The organism is Pseudocitrobacter corydidari, from assembly GCF_021172065.1.
GTDB lineage: Bacteria > Pseudomonadota > Gammaproteobacteria > Enterobacterales > Enterobacteriaceae > Pseudocitrobacter > Pseudocitrobacter corydidari.
In genome coordinates, this window is sequence record NZ_CP087880.1 from 2,446,821 (window position 1) to 2,466,135 (window position 19,315).

The following is a 19,315-nucleotide window of genomic DNA, read 5'->3' on the forward strand; positions in this document are numbered from 1 at the left end:
GATTCCCCCATGTTGACAGCACGATATTCTGAAAATTAAAAAGCTGCGGCCATTTTGCCGCAGACTGTTTTATAGTAGACCCTCTTCTCATCATCATGAAATCAGGGTCATTATGTTCGAACATCAGCTGGCATCGCGCGCCACAGGGCTGAAACCTTCCGCCGTCCGCGAACTCCTCAAACACAGCAAACTGCCTGGCGTTATCTCGCTCGGCGGCGGTATTCCTGCGCCAGAACTGTTTGATAACGAAGGTATTCAACTCGCGGTACAGCAGGTTATGGCGTCACAATTCCAGGAAGCGATGCAGTACAGCCTGAGCGAAGGTTACCCGCCGCTGCGTCAGGCGATTGCCGATATTTGTCGCCAGCGCGGCGTGGCCTGCGACGCGTCACAGGTTTACATCACCTCCGGCTCTCAGCAGTCGCTGGATATTGTCGCCCGCACGCTGCTTAACCCTGGCGATGTGGTGGTCGTCGAACGCCCAACTTACCTGGCAGCGTTGCAGGTCTTCCAGCTGGCGCAGGCTAACATTCAGAGCGTCGATACCGACGAAGACGGTATGCTGGTTGAACAGCTGGCCGATTTAGTGCAAACCAGCCCGGTTAAAGTGGTGTATCTGGTGCCTACCTTTGGCAACCCTGGCGGCAAAACCCTCAGCGAACCGCGTCGCCGTCGCCTGGTTGAGCTGGCCAAACAGCACGGTTTTATCATCGTTGAGGACGACCCGTACGGGGAAATCAGTTTTACCGATGAACGCCCGCAGCCGCTTTATCAACACGCTATGGCGCTCGGCTGCACCGACCAGGTTATCTATACCTCCACCTTTTCCAAAATTCTGGCGCCGGGGATGCGCGTGGGCTGGCTGGTAATGCCGGAGTGGCTGGCGAGCAAAGCCATTATCGTGAAACAGGCGACCGACCTGCATACCAGCACCCTGTCTCAGCAAATCACCGCACAGTACTTATCGCTTAATCGTCTGCCCGCACAAATTGCGCTGATCCGCGAAGATTATCGTAAAAAATGCGACACCCTGGCGAGTGCGCTGGAAGCCAAACTGGGCGATCATCTTGCCTTCAGCCGTCCGAAAGGTGGGATGTTCCTGTGGGCCCATTTCCGCTACCCGTTCAATGCTACCGAATGGCTGAAAAAGACGCTGGAAAACCGCGTGGTCTTTGTACCGGGCGAAGCGTTTTATAACGATGCGCCAGACGTCACGACGCTGCGTCTCTCCTACTCCACCGTGTCCCACGAGGGGTTAGTTGAGGCGGTCGATCGCCTGGCAAAATCACTGTAAGCGTAACGGGGACGGTACCGCCGTTCCCGTTTTGCACAACGGAGGAGCTATGGACAGTGAAATATTACACGCCAGCGCAAAACGCCTGGCGCTGGAGATGCCGTTTGCCGAGCAGACCTGGCCGTTTGGCCCGGAGTACGATGTGTTCTGTATCGGCGGGAAAATCTTTATGATCAACCTGTGGACGCGCGGCTTGCCCGTTGTAAATCTCAAGTCAGACCCGGAAATTTCGCTGCTCAATCAGGCTATCTATCCCAGCATCAAACCGGGATACCATATGAATAAAAAGCACTGGATCTCCGTCTATCCGGGTGATGATATTACGCCTGAGTTACTGGAATCACTGATTACCGATTCATGGGAGCGCGTTGTCGATAAGTTACCAAAACGCGAGCAAAAACGGTTTCGTCCTCAATGATTTTCCGTTTTTATCAATAACTGTTATCGCATTTTTCACACTTCTCAAATCGCCCTCTCCGCTGTACCCTTTCCCGACTTAACGCACCGCCTGAGCGGTGCTTTTTATCATTCAGGAGTTGTTATGGATATCATTTCCGTTGCCAAAAAGCGCTATTCCACTAAAGCCTTCGACGCCAGCAAAAAACTGACCGCTGAGCAGGCAGACAACCTGAAGACGCTGCTGCAATTCAGCCCGTCCAGCACCAACTCTCAGCCGTGGCACTTTATCGTTGCCAGCACCGATGAAGGCAAAGCGCGCGTGGCGAAATCTGCTGCCGGGAACTATGTCTTCAACGAACGCAAAATGCTGGACGCCTCTCACGTGGTAGTCTTCTGCGCCAAAACCGCAATGGATGACGCCTGGCTTGAGAAAGTGGTCGATCAGGAAGAGGCCGATGGCCGCTTTGCCACCCCGGAAGCAAAAGCCGCTAACCACAAAGGTCGTACTTTCTTCGCCGATATGCACCGCAAAGATCTGAAAGATGACGATCAGTGGATGGCAAAACAGGTTTACCTGAACGTCGGTAACTTCCTGCTGGGCGTGGGCGCGATGGGCCTGGACGCGGTACCGATTGAAGGTTTCGACGCCGCCGTACTCGACGCCGAATTTGCTCTGAAAGAGAAAGGTTTCACCAGCCTGGTGGTCGTGCCGGTGGGTCACCACAGCGTAGAAGATTTCAACGCTGCTCTGCCGAAATCACGTCTGCCGCTGTCAGAAATCTTGACTGAGATTTAAACTGCGATGCCCGGTGGCGCTGCGCTTACCGGGCCTGCTCACTTGTAGGCCGGATAAGGCGTAGCCGCCATCCGGCAAAAGACCGCACCGCACTCCCCCCAATTTGCATAATATCCCCCCAGCCGCCATTATAGGCACTGGTTATAAAGGAGATGTTATGCAGGAATTGATAGCTCAGGTCGAAGAACTCGGCATCGAAATAAATCACACCAGTTCCCTGGTGATTATCTTTGGTATTATTTTACTTACCGCAATTGTCGTACATATTATCCTGCACCGCATTGTGCTACGGACGTTTGAACGACGCGCACAGGCCAGCAGCAAATTATGGCTGCAGATCATTACCCAAAATAAACTTTTCCATCGTCTGGCGTTTACCCTGCAAGGGATTATCGTCAACGTACAGGCCGTTTTATGGCTACAAAAAGGCAGCGATGCGGCGCAAATTCTGACAACCTGCGCTCAACTGTGGGTCATGCTTTACGCGCTACTGTCTTTCTTCTCGTTATTAGACGTGATCTTTAATCTCAGCCAGAAATTTTCCGCTGCGTCTCAGTTACCGCTGAAAGGTATATTCCAGGGGGTGAAACTGGTCAGCGCCATTCTGGTCGGCATTCTGATTATTTCTCTGCTACTGGGGCAATCCCCGGCGATTCTGATCAGCGGTCTCGGCGCGATGGCCGCGGTGCTGATGCTGGTGTTTAAAGACCCGATTCTTGGTCTGGTCGCCGGTATTCAGCTTTCGGCAAACGACATGCTGAAGCTCGGCGACTGGCTGGAGATGCCGAAATATGGCGCTGACGGCGCGGTCACGGATATCGGCCTGACCACCGTAAAAGTGCGTAACTGGGATAACACCATTACCACTATTCCTACCTGGTCGCTGGTCTCTGACTCTTTTAAAAACTGGAGCGGCATGTCTGCGTCCGGTGGTCGTCGAATTAAGCGCAGCGTTAATATCGATACCACCAGCGTGCATTTTCTCGATGAGCAGGAACAGCAGCGCCTGATTCAGGCCAAACTGCTGAAACCGTATATGGATTCGCGTCATCAGGAAATCGATGAATGGAACCGTGAGCACGGCAGCGAAGCCTCAGTATTGAATCTGCGTAAAATGACCAATGTCGGCACGTTCCGCGCTTATCTCAACGAATATTTACGCAACCACCCACGTATTCGTAAAGATATGACGCTGATGGTCCGCCAGCTTGCGCCAGATAATAACGGCCTGCCGATGGAGATATACTGCTTTACCAATACGGTAGTATGGGCAGAATATGAAAGCATTCAGGCGGATATCTTCGACCATATTTTCGCGGTGGTAGAAGAGTTTGGCCTGCGCGTATATCAGTCGCCTACCGGGAACGATATTCGTTCACTGGCAGGCGCCATTCAAGCGCAATAATCAGGCACTGGCGCGCGAAATAAAGCGCCAGTCCATCATCACTCGCTCGGCCACTGAGGCCGGGTTTTCAATTCTTTTCAGCAGCAGTTCTACCGCCTTCGCGCCTATCTCGCGCGAAGGCTGCTGCACCGTCGTCAGTTGCGGAGAGACCATCTCCGCAAGCTCTGTACCATCGAATCCCACGACGGCGATATCCTGCGGCACTTTCAGCCCCGCCTGTTCAATCGCGCGCATCGCCCCGGCGGCCAGGGTATCAGAAACGGCAAATACCGCATCCGGCCTCGGCTGTTGCGCCAGTAATTTTTCCATTGCCGCCTTCCCCGCCGCAGAACTCAGCTCAGCCGCGTACTCTACGCTTTGATAATCCAGCTCGCGCACATGCAGCACGCTTTTGTAACCACGCTCACGCAGGCGGGCATACTTATAGCTCAGGTCATGGTTAATCAACGCAATGCGCTGGCGGCCGCTGTCGGCCAGATGACTCACTACATGCTGAGCGGCATCGACATCGTTAATTCCCACGCAGGAAACTGCACCGGTATCGGCATACTCCGCACACTGCACCCATGGCGCATCGCCGATAATCATTTTCAGCTCCGGTAACTTGCTGAATGCATCCATGGTGATAATGCCGTCGACCATCTTACCGGTCAGCAAGCGTAAACCGGATTTCGAGCGCTCGATATCAGAACCGGAATGGCACAGCAAAATGCGATAACCCTTTTTCTCGGCCTGTTCTTCGATGCCCTTCACCACCTCGGCGCAAAACGGGTTGGCGATGTTTGAAACCATCACGAGGATCATCGAACTGCGCGCCGTGCGTAGCTGACGCGCCAGCAGGTTTGGCTGGTAGTTGCTCTCTTTAATCGCCTGCAGTACCCGCTCGCGGTTTTTCGGTTTTACAGTGTCGCTGTTGTTCAGCACGCGCGACACCGTGGCGACCGACACACCGGCCAGCCGCGCAATTTTCTGAATGGACATAGGAAGGAGATATCCTGCTATTAACGCGTTGGTTGCAGGCTATCACAAAAACGCCGCCCGGCGAACCGGGCAGACGCTTAATCCGCCACGCGCACCCAACGCTGTTGCTGATGGCTTTTCATAATTGCGTCAATGATATACATCACATTTGCACCATCGTGGAAGGAAGCAAATCGACGCGCCCCGGCTGGCGGCATTTCCCCCTGCGCCACCGCGCGATAGAAGTTCCGCATCATGTTTTTGAAGGCGTCCGGCCAGCCCTCAATATGGCCACCGGGGAAATGGGCGCTGCCAGCAATATCCCGATTCAGTAATCCAGGATCGTCACTGAGTAGTTGATTCGCCCCTTCACGCTTGCCAATCCACAGCTGCTGCGGCACTTCCTGATCCCACGCCAGCGAGCATTCACTGCCGTTGAGCTCAAAGCTGAGGCGATTTTTACGCCCAGCGCTCACCTGCGAGACGCTAAAGCACCCTTTACTGCCATCGTCAAAACGAAACAGTACCGAACCCGCATCCTCCGTAGTGACAGGATAATCCGCGTACTGCACGGCCTGCGTCTGCTGGCTAAACGTTGAGGAACCTGCAACATTCGCTTTGCGCGTCGGCCAAACAATTGCGAGATCCGCCATCACTTCTACGATGCGCTTGCCGGTTACAAACTGCACTGTATCGCACCAGTGAGAACCGATATCCGCCATCGCCCTCGACGCCCCACCCTGTGCGGCATCCACGCGCCAGTTGAAATCCGTCTCGTTGAGCATCCAGTCCTGTAAATAGCTACCGTAAACCGAGAACAGCCGCCCGGTTGCGCCGCTGCGCTGCATACTTGCCGCCTGCTGCACCATCGCGAACTGGCGATAAACAAAGCTGACGCCATGCACGACGCCCGCGTCCTCCGCCATCGTCACCAGCTCCCGCGCCTCATCTGGCGTCAGGCACAGCGGTTTTTCCGAGAAGATATGCTTCCCGGCGGCAAGAATTTGCCGGTTAATCTGCGCGTGCAGATGATTGGGCGTGCAGTTATGAACCACCTGCAAGCCCGGATGCGCCAGAAAGGTGTCCACGTCGCCATACGCGTGCGGCACCGAAAGTTCATCTGCTTTAGCCTGCGCGTGCGCCAGGCTGCTGTCGCACAACGCCACCACCTGCACGTTACCGAGGCGACGTAGCGCTTCCAGATGCGCCGGGCCAATAAATCCGCTACCGATAATTCCCACCTGAATCATTTCTTTGCCTCGCTGCCGGCGGCAAAATCATCAAACGCCCGAGTGGACACCGGGATGATGTGCCGACGAATAAACTCACTTCCCTCGCGTGCCCCCACTTCTGCGGATTTCAGGCAACACTCCCACTCCAACACCGCCCAACCGTCGTAATCATGCTGGGTTAATTTGCTGAAAATCCCTTTAAAGTCGATTTGTCCATCGCCCAGTGACCGAAAGCGCCCGGCTCGGGTGAGCCAGTTTTGATAGCCGCCGTAAACGCCGCTGCGCCCGTTGCGCTCAAACTCGGCATCTTTAACGTGGAACGCTTTAATGCGTGAATGATAGATATCGATCCACGCCAGATAGTCGATATTTTGCAGGTGCAGATGGCTGGGGTCGTAAAGCATATGGCAGCGCGGATGATTTCCTACACCTTCCAGAAAACGCTCAAACGTCAGGCCATCGTGCAGATCCTCGCCGGGATGAATTTCATAACACAGGTTCACGCCGTGCTCATCAAACACATCCAGAATTGGCCGCCAGCGACGCGCCTGCTCAGCAAAGGCGTCCTGCAACAGGGCAGCATTGTGCGGCGGCCAGGGGTAAAAATAGGGCCACGCCAGCGCACCAGAAAAGGTCGCGTGCGCCGATAATCCCAGCCGGGCGGATGCCTGCGCGGCTTTCTTCACCGTCTCTACCGCCCACTGCTGACGCGCCTGCGGGTTGCCGCGCAGCGCAGCGGGCGCGAAGTGATCGAACGCATCATCATAGGCCGGATGCACCGCCACCAGTTGCCCTTCCAGATGCGTAGACAACTCGCTTACCTCCAGCCCTTTTTCAGCCAACCTACCGCGAATCTCATCGCAGTAAGTCTGGCTGACAACCGCCTTTTCCAGGTCAAATATCGCCGGATGATTGCAGGGAATTTGCAGTGCTTTATAACCCAGCCCGGCAGCCCATTCCGCCAGGCCATCCAGGGTATTAAAGGGCGCATCGCCTGCGATAAACTGAGAAAGAAAAATTCCCGGTCCTTTGATTGTTTTCATACCACCTCCTTAAACACTACGCCTGCGTCTTATCGTCATACTTAAACGAGAAGAGGAGAATAATGGCAATAACGGCGGCGGCAACCGCCGGGATCCACCAAAAGGTTACCCATGCCTGCGGCACGCTGTGCCCGGCGACCAAACGGTTGTAGAGCGCCCCGGAAATCTGCGAGCCCAGCAGCATGCCGATACCGTAGGTAAACATCACCACCATACTTTGCGCCTGCCCTTTCACCTTCTCGCCCGCCACGCGGTCGGTGTAGATAAAGCCCACCACAAAGAAGAAGTCGTAACATACGCCGTGCAGCAAAATGCCGAGATACAGCAGGAAACGCCCCTCTTCGCTGACGCCCAGCGCAAAGAAGGCATAACGCACAAACCACGCCAGCATGCCGATGAGCAACATGTACTTCACGCCCAGACGGCGGAACAGCAGGGGAATAACCAGCATGAAGAAAATTTCGGACATCTGGCCGAAGGACATCGCCGTACTGACATCTCCCACGCCCGCATCGGCAAGATAGGACGCGGTATACGCGTAATAGGTGCCTAGCGGAATGGAGATCAGCGTCGCGCAGATAGCAAAGACCAGGAAATGACGCGTTTTCAGCAGCGCGAAAGCATCGGCGCAAAAGAGATCGCGCAGCTTCACCGGTAACCCTTTTGCCGGAGCCGGTGTATGCGGTAACGTCAGGCTGTAGACCGCCAGCGCCACCGAGCAAATCGCCGCCAGGGTAAAGATGCCGGTGGTATCGGAAATCCCCGTCACGCCGATAAAAATACCCGCCACAATCCAGCCAATGGTGCCGAACACGCGCACCACCGGGAACGTTTTATCGACATTCGCCAGGCTGTGGAAGGCAATGTTATTGGTCAACGCCAGGGTCGGCATATAGCAAAGCGTATAGCCAAACAGTAGCGCAATCAGCAGAGAACCGTTTTGCGCCACTAACGCCTGAGGCACAAACCAGAGGATCGCCGCGCCCAGCAGATGCATCACCGCCATCACTTTCTGCGACGCAAAGAAGCGATCCACCAACATGCCCAGTACGAACGGGGAAAGAATTGAGGCGATAGGGCCTGCGGAGAACGCATCGCCAATTAACAGCGACATGTTGTGTTGGGTCATCACCAGCCCAAGCGTGACCGACCAACTGCCCCAGATAAAGAACTGCATAAACATCATTAACGACAACCGTGGAACCAGCATACGATGCTGAACGGTGAGACCATTACTACTTTCGGTTGTTGACACCATGTTTGCCACCCTCAAAAAGTAATCGATTACATTTAACCCTGAAAAGAAAAGTAATCGATTACAAAAAGAAGATCACGGATCATGAGTAGGATCTGGGAGATGGGTCACGATTAAAATAGAGGGCGCGGGATCCGCACGGGTGCGATGTTTGTAGGCCCGGTAAGCGTAGCGCCACCGGGCAATAATGCGTGCACGAAAACAGACGTTTTTGCACAGGTTACTGACTGATATATAACGCAGTGGTTAAGGGCGGCAACCCTTAACCACCGCTCACCACAAGCAACTAACAGGAGTAGTTAATCGTGGCTGAACACGTTATTACGCCAGAAGTCACCCTTTCCAAAACACAGCGCCGCTGTACCGTGGGTTATCTGCCCAACCGCAGAGACACACCGGTAGTCAAAATCAGCGCCAAATGACTGAAAGAAGCGGGATTTGAGATCGGAACGGGCATTACCGTGAAGATCTCGGAAGAATGCTTGATCCTGCCCGCGGATAACAACGAAGTGCAGGAACTGCGCAGGGAACTTTATCAGGTTAAACAGGCGGTTAAGGGGATGCGGAACGGGAAGTTTAGTGTGCTGAATGAGAATTAAATAATAAAAAGCCGGGAAGATTTAATTTTCTTCCCTGCTCATTCGCATCAATAAAATATTACACCGACGTATTTATATCGCTTAAAGCATTAGCAAGCCAACTTTCCATCTTTTTTATCTTAGCTCTTTCACTTAAATCATCCATAACGTCCTGATAATTAATCTCTCCCTTTGAAATCCGTTCAATAGAATACGGTAATGTATGTATAAAATCTGATAACACATAACAAGCGGTCATATTACCAGATCCAGCTGCTATTCTTATATCCAATAATCCCCTAGCAACTAACCTTATGAGAATAAATTCATTTTTCATATTACATACCCCCAAAAAAGAGTCATCAGGTATATAAGCTTCGATTGGTATAGTAGTTTCTCCTGTTATTGAGCTATTAGGGCCATCAGCCTTTTTTTCAACTCATATACACGAGAGTTACCATCCATTACTTTATTCGTTTTTGGATCGCCGAACGTAGGATTAATAACAGACTTTAACAATTCACTATCATTTAGAAATGACGAGAAAAATGTGATAAAGGCTAAAAATCTGCAAGATTCAGAATACATTCAGATCACAGCAGAAAAAACAAAAAAAATCGGACAAGGCTTAGCCTCTATCCGATTTTTTATAATGCCAAACGCGGGAATTTACCCTTTACGTCGTAACGTCTTAAACGCAATAAACAGGAACACCACCCACACTGGCAGCAGAATTGCCGACAGGCGCATGCCGTCCATGGTACACATCAGGCCGAGGATCATCAGCAGGAAGGCGATACAGATGTAGTTACTTGCAGGCGACAGCAGCGCTTTAAACTTCGGCTCACGGCCTTTGCGTCGCATCGCTGCACGGAACTTCAGGTGCGCCATGCAGATCATCACCCAGTTCAGCAGCAGCGTGGCAACAACCAGCGCCATCAGCAGGCCGAAGGCCTCTTTTGGCAACAGATAGTTCACCAGTACCACCAGCGAGGTGATCGCCCCGGAAAGCAGCAGTGAATTCACCGGCACGCCGCGACGGCTGACTTTGGTGAGGAACTTCGGCGCGTTGCCCTGCACGGAAAGACCAAACAGCATGCGACTGTTAGAGTAGACACCGCTGTTATACACCGAAAGCGACGCCACCAGAATCACGAAGTTCAGCGCCGATGCCACGATGTTGCTATCCAGATTATGGAAGATCATCACGAACGGGCTGCTGTCGGACTTGATCTCTACCCACGGGTAAAGCGCCAGCAGAACCACCAGCGAGCCGATATAAAACAGCAGGATACGGTACACCACCTGATTAACCGCTTTTGGAATGGTGGTCTCCGGGTTACGCGCCTCTGCGGCGGTAATACCAATCAGCTCCAGCCCGCCGAAGGAGAACATAATCACCGCCAGTGAAGTGATCAGCCCATTCCAGCCGGTGGCGAAGAAACCGTTATAGCGCCACAGATTATCAATGCTGGCGCGATCGCCGCCGTGATCGGTGAACAACATCCACAGACCAAAGCCGATCATACCGATGATTGCCAGCACCTTAATCAGCGCAAACCAGAACTCCGTTTCGCCATATAAGCGCACGTTCACCAGATTGACGGCGTTAATCAGCACAAAGAAGCCTGCCGCCCAGATCCAGGTAGGCACATCTGGCAGCCAGTACTGCATATAGATGCCCGCGGCGGTGAGTTCCGCCATGCCAACCAGCACGAACATCACCCAGTAGTTCCAGCCGGAGAGGAAGCCCGCAAACGGCCCCCAGTACTTGTAGGCGAAGTGAGCAAATGATCCAGATACCGGCTCTTCCACAACCATTTCGCCAAGCTGGCGCATGATCAGAAATGCGATAATACCGGCAACGCCATAGCCCAGCAGTACCGCCGGGCCCGCCATCTGAATCGCCGGGCCAATGCCGAGAAACAGACCGGTGCCAATCGCGCCGCCGAGGGCAATCAATTGAATATGTCGGTTTTGTAAGCCGCGTTGCAGCGTCGGAACCTGTTCCGACGAAGCATCCTGAATACTCTCGGATGCTGAGGACGTGTCTTTCACGTCAAACCCCTGTAGCTTTTTTATGAAGGCGCATCTTTTAACACTTCGATGCCGTTGTCGCAAGGCAATACATTCAGAGTGGTAATTAATGAAACGCCCCGATAAGCCAGGCTTACCGGGGCGCGAGGCCACAAAATGGTGCGATTAGAAGTCGTATGTCATCGACACTTTCAGCGTTCTTGGTTCACCCTGGAACAGGTAAACGCCGGTATCATCCACGCCAGACCAGTACTTCTCGTTGGTCACGTTGTTCACACCGACGCGCCAGACCATTTCATTTTGATCCGCGTTCAGGCGCATGCGGTAGCGCATACCGAGGTCGAGGGTAGTGTAGCTATCCAGTTTCTTGGTGTTTGCCGCATCGGCATATTGAGAGCCAGTATGATTCACGCGTGCGGTGGCGGTTAAACCCTCCACCGGTTTGATATCGTACTCAGCGCCCAGCACCATGTAGAAGTTCGCCACACCCACGGCATCTTTGCCGTCGGTTGCGCCATTAGCCGTTTTACGCTGTTCCGCGTTCAACCACTGGGTGCTGCCGTTCAGGCGCAGGCCCAGCATCGGTTCGCCGAAGACGTTCAGCTCAACGCCACGGTTGCGCTGCTCGCCGTCCATTTTGTAGTAATTCTGCGCATCGGAAATGGCGTTTGGTTTTTTAATTTCAAACAGCGCCAGCGAGCCGCCGATGTTACCGTAATCCACCTTCACGCCCAGCTCATTCTGTTTGGAATGTGCGATACCGGTGCTTTGCCCGGCGTTGGCGGCGGTGCTCGGTGCATTAGAGCCCGGTTGCAGTGCTTCGGTATGGTTGGCGTAGAACGAGACTTCTTCCCACGGTTTGTAGACCAGGCCCACGGTTGGCGTCCAGCGGCTTTCCGTGTAGCGACCAGAAAGGTCTTCATTGCCCGTGGCGTTGCTGTAGTTACGTACCACCACTTTCTGGTAGCGCGTTGCCGCCGTCAGCAGCACGCTGTCGTCAAAGAAGCCCAGCGTATCGCTGAATAGCCAGCCCTGAACGCGGCTGCGCGAGGTGGTCAGCGGGTCGGTATAATTACCGCCAAACCACGCGTTATCTGGCATCGCAACATCATGATTATCATAGATGTTGGTGGTCGGGTTACTGGAGGACATGCGCCATGCGGTGGCGTCTTTGCGCATCTGCGCCGCATAACCGATATTCACCTGATGGCTGACCGGCCCGGTATTGAAGTTACCGCGCACGCCGCCCATTCCGCTGTAGGTGTCGATCAGACGATTGGTATCCAGACGCCCCACCGTCGCGTCACCGTTAGCATTGGTCAGCTTCGGCGCGCTGTAGGTGCCGAGCTCATGACCATGCTGCATGCCCCAGGCCGCATAGGTCGTCCAGTTATCGGTAAGATCGTATTCGGCTTTCGCCATACCGAATTCATTTTCGATATCGCTGTAGCCCCATTTCTGGCTGTAGTTTTTGGTGGTATCCGGAACGGAAGGAACGAAATCGACGCCGCTGATGTTGACGCCCATCGTGCCGCCGTGGAAGGTTTTCTTCTGGTAGCCAAAATCAAGAGACGAACGGAATCGATCGCCGCGATAGTCCAGCCCCACCGACGCCAGCGTGGTGCGGCGTTTGTCGTTATCGACCGCCCCCTCCCCTTCGCGATGCAGCACGTTCACGCGCGCGCCGAACTGGTTGTTATCACCAAAGCGACGCCCCAGATCCAGCGAACCACCCACCTGAGAGTCAGAGGTGTAGTCCACGCCCACGCGGGTGATTGGCGTATCTTCAGCTCGTTTCGGTTCAAGGTTGATCATCCCACCCACACCGCTGCTCGCCGCGCCATTCAACAAGGCGTTCGCGCCTTTGAAGACTTCCACGCGCTCCAGCATCTGGGTATCCATCACCTGACGCGGCACCACGCCGGCCAGGCCGCCCATGGTCATGTCATCGCCATCAAGCTTAAAGCCGCGAATGCGGTAGGTCTCAGCAAAGTTACCGTAGCCCTGTACCGTCTGCACGCCCGCATCATTGCTGACCACATCGGCGATGGTTTTCGCCTGCTGATCGGCCATCAATTTTGAGGTGTAGCCAATAACGTTAAACGGTACATCCATGGCTTTCTGCTCGCCCAGCATGCCCAGACGCCCGCCGTGGGCGATTTGTCCATCGAGGTAGGCCGGAACCGGCTGGTCGCCGCCCGGTTTAAAATCGCTGCCCTCAACGGCCTGAACCACCATCGTCTCCTCCTGGGCTTTTTTAGCCGGAGTATCTGTAGTGGTTGCCCCGCTGGCGGAGTGCGCGACGCTGCCTATCGCTAACGCCAACAGCGTTTTGCGTACTGGAGAAGTGAAACCCTTTGTGTTGTGCATAATTCGCTCGTGAAAGACGCTGAAGATGACGTTTGCGGCGATGCTTATTTATCTGCCTGTACGCCCGATGAACAGCGCCAGAACTCGCCACAAACGATAAAGAGAACGAGAACTATACTCATTAAAATTTAGCAATCAAGCATAATTAGCCGGGTAATGAAAGGGATGACGCACACAGCAGAGCCTGTAGAATGGAGTGCTTACACAGAGGGGGAATATCGGTGCTGCTGAAAATTATTCTGGCGATGGTCGCATTCGCGGCGAATTCCCTGCTCTGCCGTCTGGCGTTAAAGGGTCTGCATATGGATGCGGTCTCTTTTAGCAGCGTGCGCCTGCTCAGCGGCGCGATTGCGCTTTTTCTTTTGCTCCAGCTCCCCGCCCTTAAGAAGAGACCAGAATTTAACTGGCTGAACGCTTGCCTGCTCGCGCTCTACGTTTTCGCGTTTTCTATTGCTTATGTCTCGATGGGCGCGGCAATGGGCGCACTGCTGTTGTTCGGCACCGTACAGCTGGTTATGACCGGGTGGGGATTCCTGCGCGGCGAGCGCCTGACGCCGCTGAAAACCGTCGGTATCATCGCCGCAATGGCAGGCCTGGTGCTATTGCTGCTGCCTGGCGCAGCGCGCCCTCCGCTCACCGCCGCGTTGATGATGATTGCATCCGGCGCCGCCTGGGGGGCGTACTGCATTACCGGGAAACGGGTACAAAATGCTGCCGCGGCCACCGCCGGGAATTTTATTCTGGCAGTGCCGATTGCGCTGGTCGTTTTTCTGCTAAGCGGAATGCAAAGCCATATGGATGCGAGCGGATTAATGCTGGCGGTCACCTCGGGCGCGCTGGCGTCAGGCGCCGCCTATTTGCTGTGGTATTCCCTGCTACCGAAGCTTAGCCCGGCGACGGCAAGCACGCTGCAACTGAGCGTGCCTTGTCTGGCGGCGTTGGGTGGAATGGTGTTTCTGGGTGAGGCATTAACAGTACGTATGCTTATGTCGATCGTGGTGACATTGTCGGGGATCGGGCTGGTTATCTATGCCGATCGCAGCCCAACGATTAAGGAATAGATGCTACGTCGCGCACCAACGCCCGGCCACCTTCGCGAGCCTGGTTTACAATACTGTAAAATGCCTCTTTATGCTGATGCAGCAGCGCAACAATCTCGCCGTCAATCGAGCCGTCCTCCACCGCTTTATCCATAATATCCAGTGCATCCTGAATACTCAGTGGGCCACGATAGGGGCGAACTTCTGTTAATGCGGTAAAGAAGTCTGCCACCGCCACAATACGACTGGGGATATCGAGATAAATACGGTTCAGATGATAAGGATATCCTGAACCATCAAGTCGTTCATGATGGTTCGCTGCCCATGCGGCAATCTCGCCTAATTCTGCGACAACGCTAAGAATTTCTGCGGTTTTGTAACTGTGCTCTTTCAGCATGCTGTACTCTTTCCTCGACAGCGCACTTTTTTTCTCAAGCAGACTAATAGGGACATACAGTTTGCCAATATCATGAAGATAACCGGCAATTTCAATTCGCTGCTGATCGTAGCTGGTCATCCCGCTGTAATATGCCAGCTCTCGCGCCACAAGCCCTACGGTCATGCTGTGGGCCGCTGTAAATCCGCTATGGGTATCGACAATACGGGCAATCAGCGTACAAATTTGCTGGAAGTCATCGATATCGAGATGAATGACTTTTATCGGCGAGATAACATTAACAACCCGAGGAATATTATCGGTTTGCAAACGGAACCAAAAATATTCCCTCTGGCTGACGGTATTCAGAAAATCATAAAACTCAGCGGGGAAATCACTGTAACGCTCAGCAAAACCATTGCAGATATCCTCGCTACAGGAAGCCAGGTTTTCCGGGTACAGGCGCAAATCGTACTCAAATTGATCGCAGAAAGAGAGAATGGCTTTTTCCTGCTGATGCTTGTCTTCATACCCCGCACGACGCGTATAGACAATCGCTTTAGTCTGCTCAAAAATATCAAGACCGTTCAGCATGTTATAAGTATAACGTTGATGCAATTCATTATTAGAATGAAAATCACCATGCTCGCGGGTGCGTATATCGATAAGCTCACCGATATCATGAAGCAATGCAGCAATATAGACATTCTTCTGCTGCTCTTTACTCAGTTCAAGATAATCGCAAAGCTCCATCGCGACGATGGCCGTCCGCTCCATGTGTTTCACTAACGCTGGAGAGACGATTTTTATGAGTTCGTTAATAAACTTGATTGATAATTGCAGGGATATATCCATGATACGATTCTATTTTCTTCTCTCTTACACAATGATACATCCGCTCCACCCCGTGGCGGATTGAAGACCCTGCAATTTATAAATGCCACGATGATTTTAATTATAATTATCGTGTATATCCAGTAAAACCCAACCACCAGCGTGTTTTTTAAGTTATTTTATCCTGACGCCCCCTGATTATACGTTATCGCAAATTAAAAGCGGGCGAACTATTGGTAAAACTAAATAATAACCTACCTCCTTAGGCGTACTCTCGATTACAGACAAACTTATCGCTAATTTAGCTTAACAATTAATACAAATCTCACTCAAGCCAGCCTGCATTCTTGCTGTCGTCGTCAGACTATAACCAAAAAACAGATAATCTATTCAACATTTGTTATTTCAAATTGGCGGAAGACCCTCGCTATTCTGGCCTCCAGGCGGAACATCCCGCATCCCATCAGGAGGTAAGGCACATGACTAAACAGATAAAGCTCGGCGCTTTTCTGCCCGGCGGTGGACAACACATCGCAGCGTGGCGTCATCCGGACCAGCCAGCAGATGGCGCAACCAGCTTTGAGTTTCATAAACAGCTCGCGCAAACGGCGGAGCGCGGCTTGTTTGACGCCTATTTTCTGGCTGACGGTCTGGCAGCCCCTGCGGCGGGCAGCAGCGAAGGCGGCAGCGCCAAAGTGGCCGGTTTTGAACCCGTCACCCTATTCAGCGCCCTCGCCCCGCTGACCAAAAATATCGGTTTTATCGCCACCGCCTCCACCACTTATGAAGAGCCCTACAATCTGGCGCGCAAATTCGCCTCGCTGGATCTCATTTCCGGCGGCCGCGTGGGCTGGAACGTGGTGACCACCGCGACCGACGCCGCCGCGCACAACTTTAATCTTGATACGCAGCATCCCCATGAATATCGCTACCAGCGCGCGGCCGAGCATGTTGATGTGGTGAAAAAGCTGTGGGACAGCTTTGAAGACGATGCTTTCATACGCGATAAAGCCTCCGGCGTTTTCGTTGATGCGCAGAAGGTGCACGCCACACATCACCGGGGAAAATTCTTCAAAGTGAAAGGCCCGCTGAATGTGCCACGCTCGCCGCAGGGGCAGCCGGTAATTGTCCAGGCCGGGCAATCCGAGAGCGGACGCGCGCTGGCCGCCGCTACCGCAGAGGTGATTTTTACTTCCCATCAGCATCTGCACACCGCGCAGGCGTTCTACCGGGATATCAAAGCTCGCGCCAGAGCGGCGGGCCGTAACCCGGACCACGTGCTCATCATGCCAGGCGTCGCGCCGTTCGTTGGGCGTACGGAAGAAGAAGCGCAGGAAAAGTACCGCAAAATTACCTCGCTGATTGTCGAATCCGATGGGATTGCGCTGCTCAATGGTCTGGCTGGAGGGGCGATCAATCTGGCGGAGTACGATCTCGATGGACCGCTGCCGCCGCTGCCGGTGACAGAAGGAATGAAATCGCGCCCGGAGCTGATCCGCCAGATCGCCGACGAAAACAATTTCACCATTCGCGAACTCTACCAGTGGGTCGCCACTGCCCGCGGTCACTTCACCATCGTCGGCAGCGCCGAACAGGTGGCAGATACACTCCAGGAGTGGTTCGAGAATGAAGCCGCCGACGGGTTTAATATTCTGCCGCCGTGGCTGCCGGGCGGGCTGGATGACTTTATCGAACTGGTGCTGCCCATCCTGCAACAGCGCGGGCTGTTCCGCACGGCGTACGAAGGCACGACGCTGCGCGAAAACCTCGGGCTGCCGTTTGCCGAGAACCGGCATTCCACCCTGCACCGCGCCAAAGTCGCCTGAGGAGTGAACCATGAGCATGTTATATCCCTCCACCGGAACCGCCGTTTCCCGCCCACGTACGGCGGCGAAAACCGCGGCGCTCTGGTCAAAGCGCAGCCTGAATTTCTTCGCCCGTTACGGCCTGTTGATGCTGTTCTTCGCGGGCTGGCAGGTCGCCAGCAGCGTCGGCTGGCTGAACCCGGCGGTGATCCCACCGCTCGATAAAGTGGTGCTGGCATTGTGGAACGGCGTCCATTCCGGCGCGCTGCTGGGCGATATCTCCATCAGCCTGCAACGCGCCGGGCTGGCGTTTTTCTCGGCGGTGATTATCGGTATTCCGCTGGGCCTGTTTATGGGGCAAATCCGCCCGATTGAACGCGCGCTGGATCCAATTCTGCAACTGTTCCGTCAGACCTCCGCGCTGGCGCTCTACCCGGTCTTTATTTTGCTGTTCGGCCTTGGCGAAACCTCAAAAGTGTTCGTCATCTTCTGGGCCGCCCTCTTCCCGGTGCTGTTATCGACCATCAGCGGCGTGAAGCAGGTCGACGGCAAGCTGCTGGAGATGGCACGCACTTTCGGCGCAGGCGAACTGACGCTGTTCCGTCGGGTGATTGTTCCGGCGTCGATTCCGGGTATTTTCGTCGGCCTGCGTTTATCCGCCACCACCGCCCTGCTGCTGCTGATTGCCGCCGAGATGATTGGCGCAAATCGCGGAATTGGCTTCCAGGTGATGAACGCCCAGTACAATTTCCAGATCCCGCTGATGTTTGCCGCCATCTTCCTGCTGGCGCTGGCCGGGCTGCTCGCCAACTCAATTCTGGTATTCCTGCAACGCCGCCTGTGTCGCTGGAATCCGCGTGACCAGTAACGTTTTTGCACCACCCACTATAAGAAAACACTCATCGCAGACAGGAACAGATCATGAAAAAAATTCTTCCGTTATTTTGGGCGACCACGCTGATGCTTTTTGGCGCCTCCTCCGCAACACAGGCGCAGGATGAAGTCACGATGCGCTATATGACCAGCCACGGCGGCATTGCAGCCCATGAACTGGCGGATGCATTAGGGTATTTCAAGGGTACGGGCATCACCTTTAAAAGCGCCGGTTACGCCAGCGGCGGGCCAGAGTCGCTGTTCGCGCTGGCTTCAGGCAGCATTGATATCGGTTCAGCGGCAACGCCCGCTGTGATCAACTCCATCGCCGGGGGCAACCAGTTTGTCGCGGCGTATCCGACAAACGGCATCGATAACACCACCAAATCGATTTTCTACGTGCGAGAAGACAGCCCGATTAAATCAGTGAAAGATTTAGCGGGGAAAAGTATCGCTATCAATACGTTAGGCGCACATCTTGATTACACCGTACGGGAAGCGTTGCATAAAGCCGGGCTGCCGGAAAAAGCCGCGCGCCTGGTGGCCGTGCCTGGCCCGCAGCTTGAGCAAACCCTGCGATCCGGCCAGGTGGATGTTGCCGCGTTTGGCTACTGGCAGACCACCTTTGAAGGCGTGGCCCGCAGCCACGGCGGCCTGCGCCCGATTCTGAATGACACGGAGGTGCTTGGCCCTATCGCCGGCGGGTTTACCGTCCTGCGCGCGGATTTCGTAAAAGCGCACCCGCAGGCAGCGCGTGACTTTGTGCTGCAATCGGCGCGCGCGCTCGATTTCGCCCGTGAAAACCCAGAAAAAACGCGCGAAATTCTGGCGCAGAAGCTGAAAGAACGCGGCGAAAATCCGGAGCTGGCGAAATATTTCACCGGCTACGGCGTGCGTAAAGGCGGGCTGGCGGAAGATCACGATGTGCAGTTCTGGCTGGATGTTCTGCAACGCGGTGGCGTGCTGCAAAAAGATCAGCTGAAAACCAGCGATATCCTGTTAAAAGTCTGAGGAGACC

17 protein-coding genes are annotated in these 19,315 nt (G+C 54.1%); 9 read left to right on the forward strand and 8 right to left on the reverse strand.

What is annotated here, in order from left to right; genetic code table 11:
• Positions 1 to 112: 112 nt before the first annotated feature.
• From G163CM_RS11390 to G163CM_RS11405, 4 genes are all read left to right on the forward strand, one after another.
• Positions 113 to 1,294: an aminotransferase-like domain-containing protein gene (locus G163CM_RS11390; protein ID WP_015965443.1), complete on the forward strand. Its 1,182-nt coding sequence runs from the start codon at positions 113 to 115 to the stop codon at positions 1,292 to 1,294.
• A 49-nt stretch (positions 1,295 to 1,343) separates the two neighbouring features.
• Entirely contained in the window at positions 1,344 to 1,712 is a 369-nt protein-coding gene (locus tag G163CM_RS11395) for an MmcQ/YjbR family DNA-binding protein (protein WP_231828258.1), read from the forward strand.
• Between the two features lie 123 nt (positions 1,713 to 1,835).
• Positions 1,836 to 2,489 (forward strand): oxygen-insensitive NAD(P)H nitroreductase, encoded by a 654-nt coding sequence (gene nfsB / locus G163CM_RS11400; RefSeq protein WP_231828259.1) that lies wholly within the window; start codon positions 1,836 to 1,838, stop codon positions 2,487 to 2,489.
• Positions 2,490 to 2,646: 157 nt separating this feature from the next.
• A complete protein-coding gene (locus G163CM_RS11405; protein WP_231828260.1) occupies positions 2,647 to 3,894 on the forward strand; it encodes a mechanosensitive ion channel family protein in 1,248 nt (415 codons plus the stop codon).
• Here G163CM_RS11405 and G163CM_RS11410 read toward each other — a convergent pair whose 3' ends face one another.
• The 4 genes from G163CM_RS11410 to G163CM_RS11425 form a co-directional block, all read right to left on the reverse strand.
• Positions 3,895 to 4,875: a LacI family DNA-binding transcriptional regulator gene (locus G163CM_RS11410; RefSeq protein WP_015965447.1), complete on the reverse strand. Its 981-nt coding sequence runs from the start codon at positions 4,873 to 4,875 to the stop codon at positions 3,895 to 3,897. It abuts the gene before it with no gap.
• Between the two features lie 77 nt (positions 4,876 to 4,952).
• Positions 4,953 to 6,104: a Gfo/Idh/MocA family protein gene (locus G163CM_RS11415; protein WP_231828261.1), complete on the reverse strand. Its 1,152-nt coding sequence runs from the start codon at positions 6,102 to 6,104 to the stop codon at positions 4,953 to 4,955.
• Positions 6,101 to 7,129: a sugar phosphate isomerase/epimerase family protein gene (locus G163CM_RS11420; RefSeq protein ID WP_231828262.1), complete on the reverse strand. Its 1,029-nt coding sequence runs from the start codon at positions 7,127 to 7,129 to the stop codon at positions 6,101 to 6,103. Before G163CM_RS11420 ends, G163CM_RS11415 begins: the two co-directional genes overlap by 4 nt.
• Positions 7,130 to 7,145: 16 nt before the next feature.
• Entirely contained in the window at positions 7,146 to 8,387 is a 1,242-nt protein-coding gene (locus G163CM_RS11425) for an MFS transporter (RefSeq protein ID WP_231828263.1), read from the reverse strand.
• A gap of 419 nt (positions 8,388 to 8,806) precedes the next feature.
• Between G163CM_RS11425 and G163CM_RS23605 the strand changes: the two genes are divergently transcribed.
• The gene (locus tag G163CM_RS23605) at positions 8,807 to 8,983 is read left to right on the forward strand and encodes a SymE family type I addiction module toxin (protein WP_476748455.1); all 177 of its coding nucleotides are present in this window, start codon (positions 8,807 to 8,809) and stop codon (positions 8,981 to 8,983) included.
• 58 nt (positions 8,984 to 9,041) lie between these two features.
• Here the strand turns inward: G163CM_RS23605 and G163CM_RS11430 are convergent, their stop codons facing one another.
• From G163CM_RS11430 to G163CM_RS11440, 3 genes are all read right to left on the reverse strand, one after another.
• Positions 9,042 to 9,299, reverse strand: coding sequence for a hypothetical protein (locus G163CM_RS11430; RefSeq protein ID WP_231828264.1), 258 nt, complete (start codon positions 9,297 to 9,299; stop codon positions 9,042 to 9,044).
• A 332-nt stretch (positions 9,300 to 9,631) separates the two neighbouring features.
• Positions 9,632 to 11,020 carry a phenylalanine transporter gene (gene pheP, locus G163CM_RS11435; RefSeq protein WP_015965451.1) on the reverse strand — a complete coding sequence of 463 codons (1,389 nt, stop codon included), beginning with the start codon at positions 11,018 to 11,020 and terminating at the stop codon, positions 9,632 to 9,634.
• A 144-nt stretch (positions 11,021 to 11,164) separates the two neighbouring features.
• Positions 11,165 to 13,369: a TonB-dependent receptor gene (locus G163CM_RS11440; RefSeq protein ID WP_231828265.1), complete on the reverse strand. Its 2,205-nt coding sequence runs from the start codon at positions 13,367 to 13,369 to the stop codon at positions 11,165 to 11,167.
• A gap of 221 nt (positions 13,370 to 13,590) precedes the next feature.
• Here G163CM_RS11440 and G163CM_RS11445 point away from each other — a divergent pair, with 221 nt between their 5' ends.
• Positions 13,591 to 14,430, forward strand: a complete 840-nt coding sequence (locus G163CM_RS11445) for a DMT family transporter (protein ID WP_231828267.1) — start codon at positions 13,591 to 13,593, stop codon at positions 14,428 to 14,430.
• Here the strand turns inward: G163CM_RS11445 and G163CM_RS11450 are convergent.
• Positions 14,420 to 15,640: an HD domain-containing phosphohydrolase gene (locus tag G163CM_RS11450; protein WP_231828268.1), complete on the reverse strand. Its 1,221-nt coding sequence runs from the start codon at positions 15,638 to 15,640 to the stop codon at positions 14,420 to 14,422. The two genes, G163CM_RS11445 and G163CM_RS11450, sit on opposite strands and share 11 nt — an antisense overlap.
• A 458-nt stretch (positions 15,641 to 16,098) precedes the next feature.
• Between G163CM_RS11450 and G163CM_RS11455 the strand changes: the two genes are divergently transcribed.
• From G163CM_RS11455 to G163CM_RS11465, 3 genes are read left to right on the forward strand one after another with little or no spacing between them, the layout of a single operon-like run.
• The gene (locus G163CM_RS11455) at positions 16,099 to 17,445 is read left to right on the forward strand and encodes an LLM class flavin-dependent oxidoreductase (RefSeq protein ID WP_015965455.1); all 1,347 of its coding nucleotides are present in this window, start codon (positions 16,099 to 16,101) and stop codon (positions 17,443 to 17,445) included.
• 10 nt (positions 17,446 to 17,455) lie between these two features.
• Entirely contained in the window at positions 17,456 to 18,292 is an 837-nt protein-coding gene (locus tag G163CM_RS11460) for an ABC transporter permease (RefSeq protein WP_015965456.1), read from the forward strand.
• Positions 18,293 to 18,345: 53 nt separating this feature from the next.
• Positions 18,346 to 19,308 (forward strand): ABC transporter substrate-binding protein, encoded by a 963-nt coding sequence (locus tag G163CM_RS11465; protein ID WP_231828269.1) that lies wholly within the window; start codon positions 18,346 to 18,348, stop codon positions 19,306 to 19,308.
• Positions 19,309 to 19,315 lie beyond the last annotated feature (7 nt).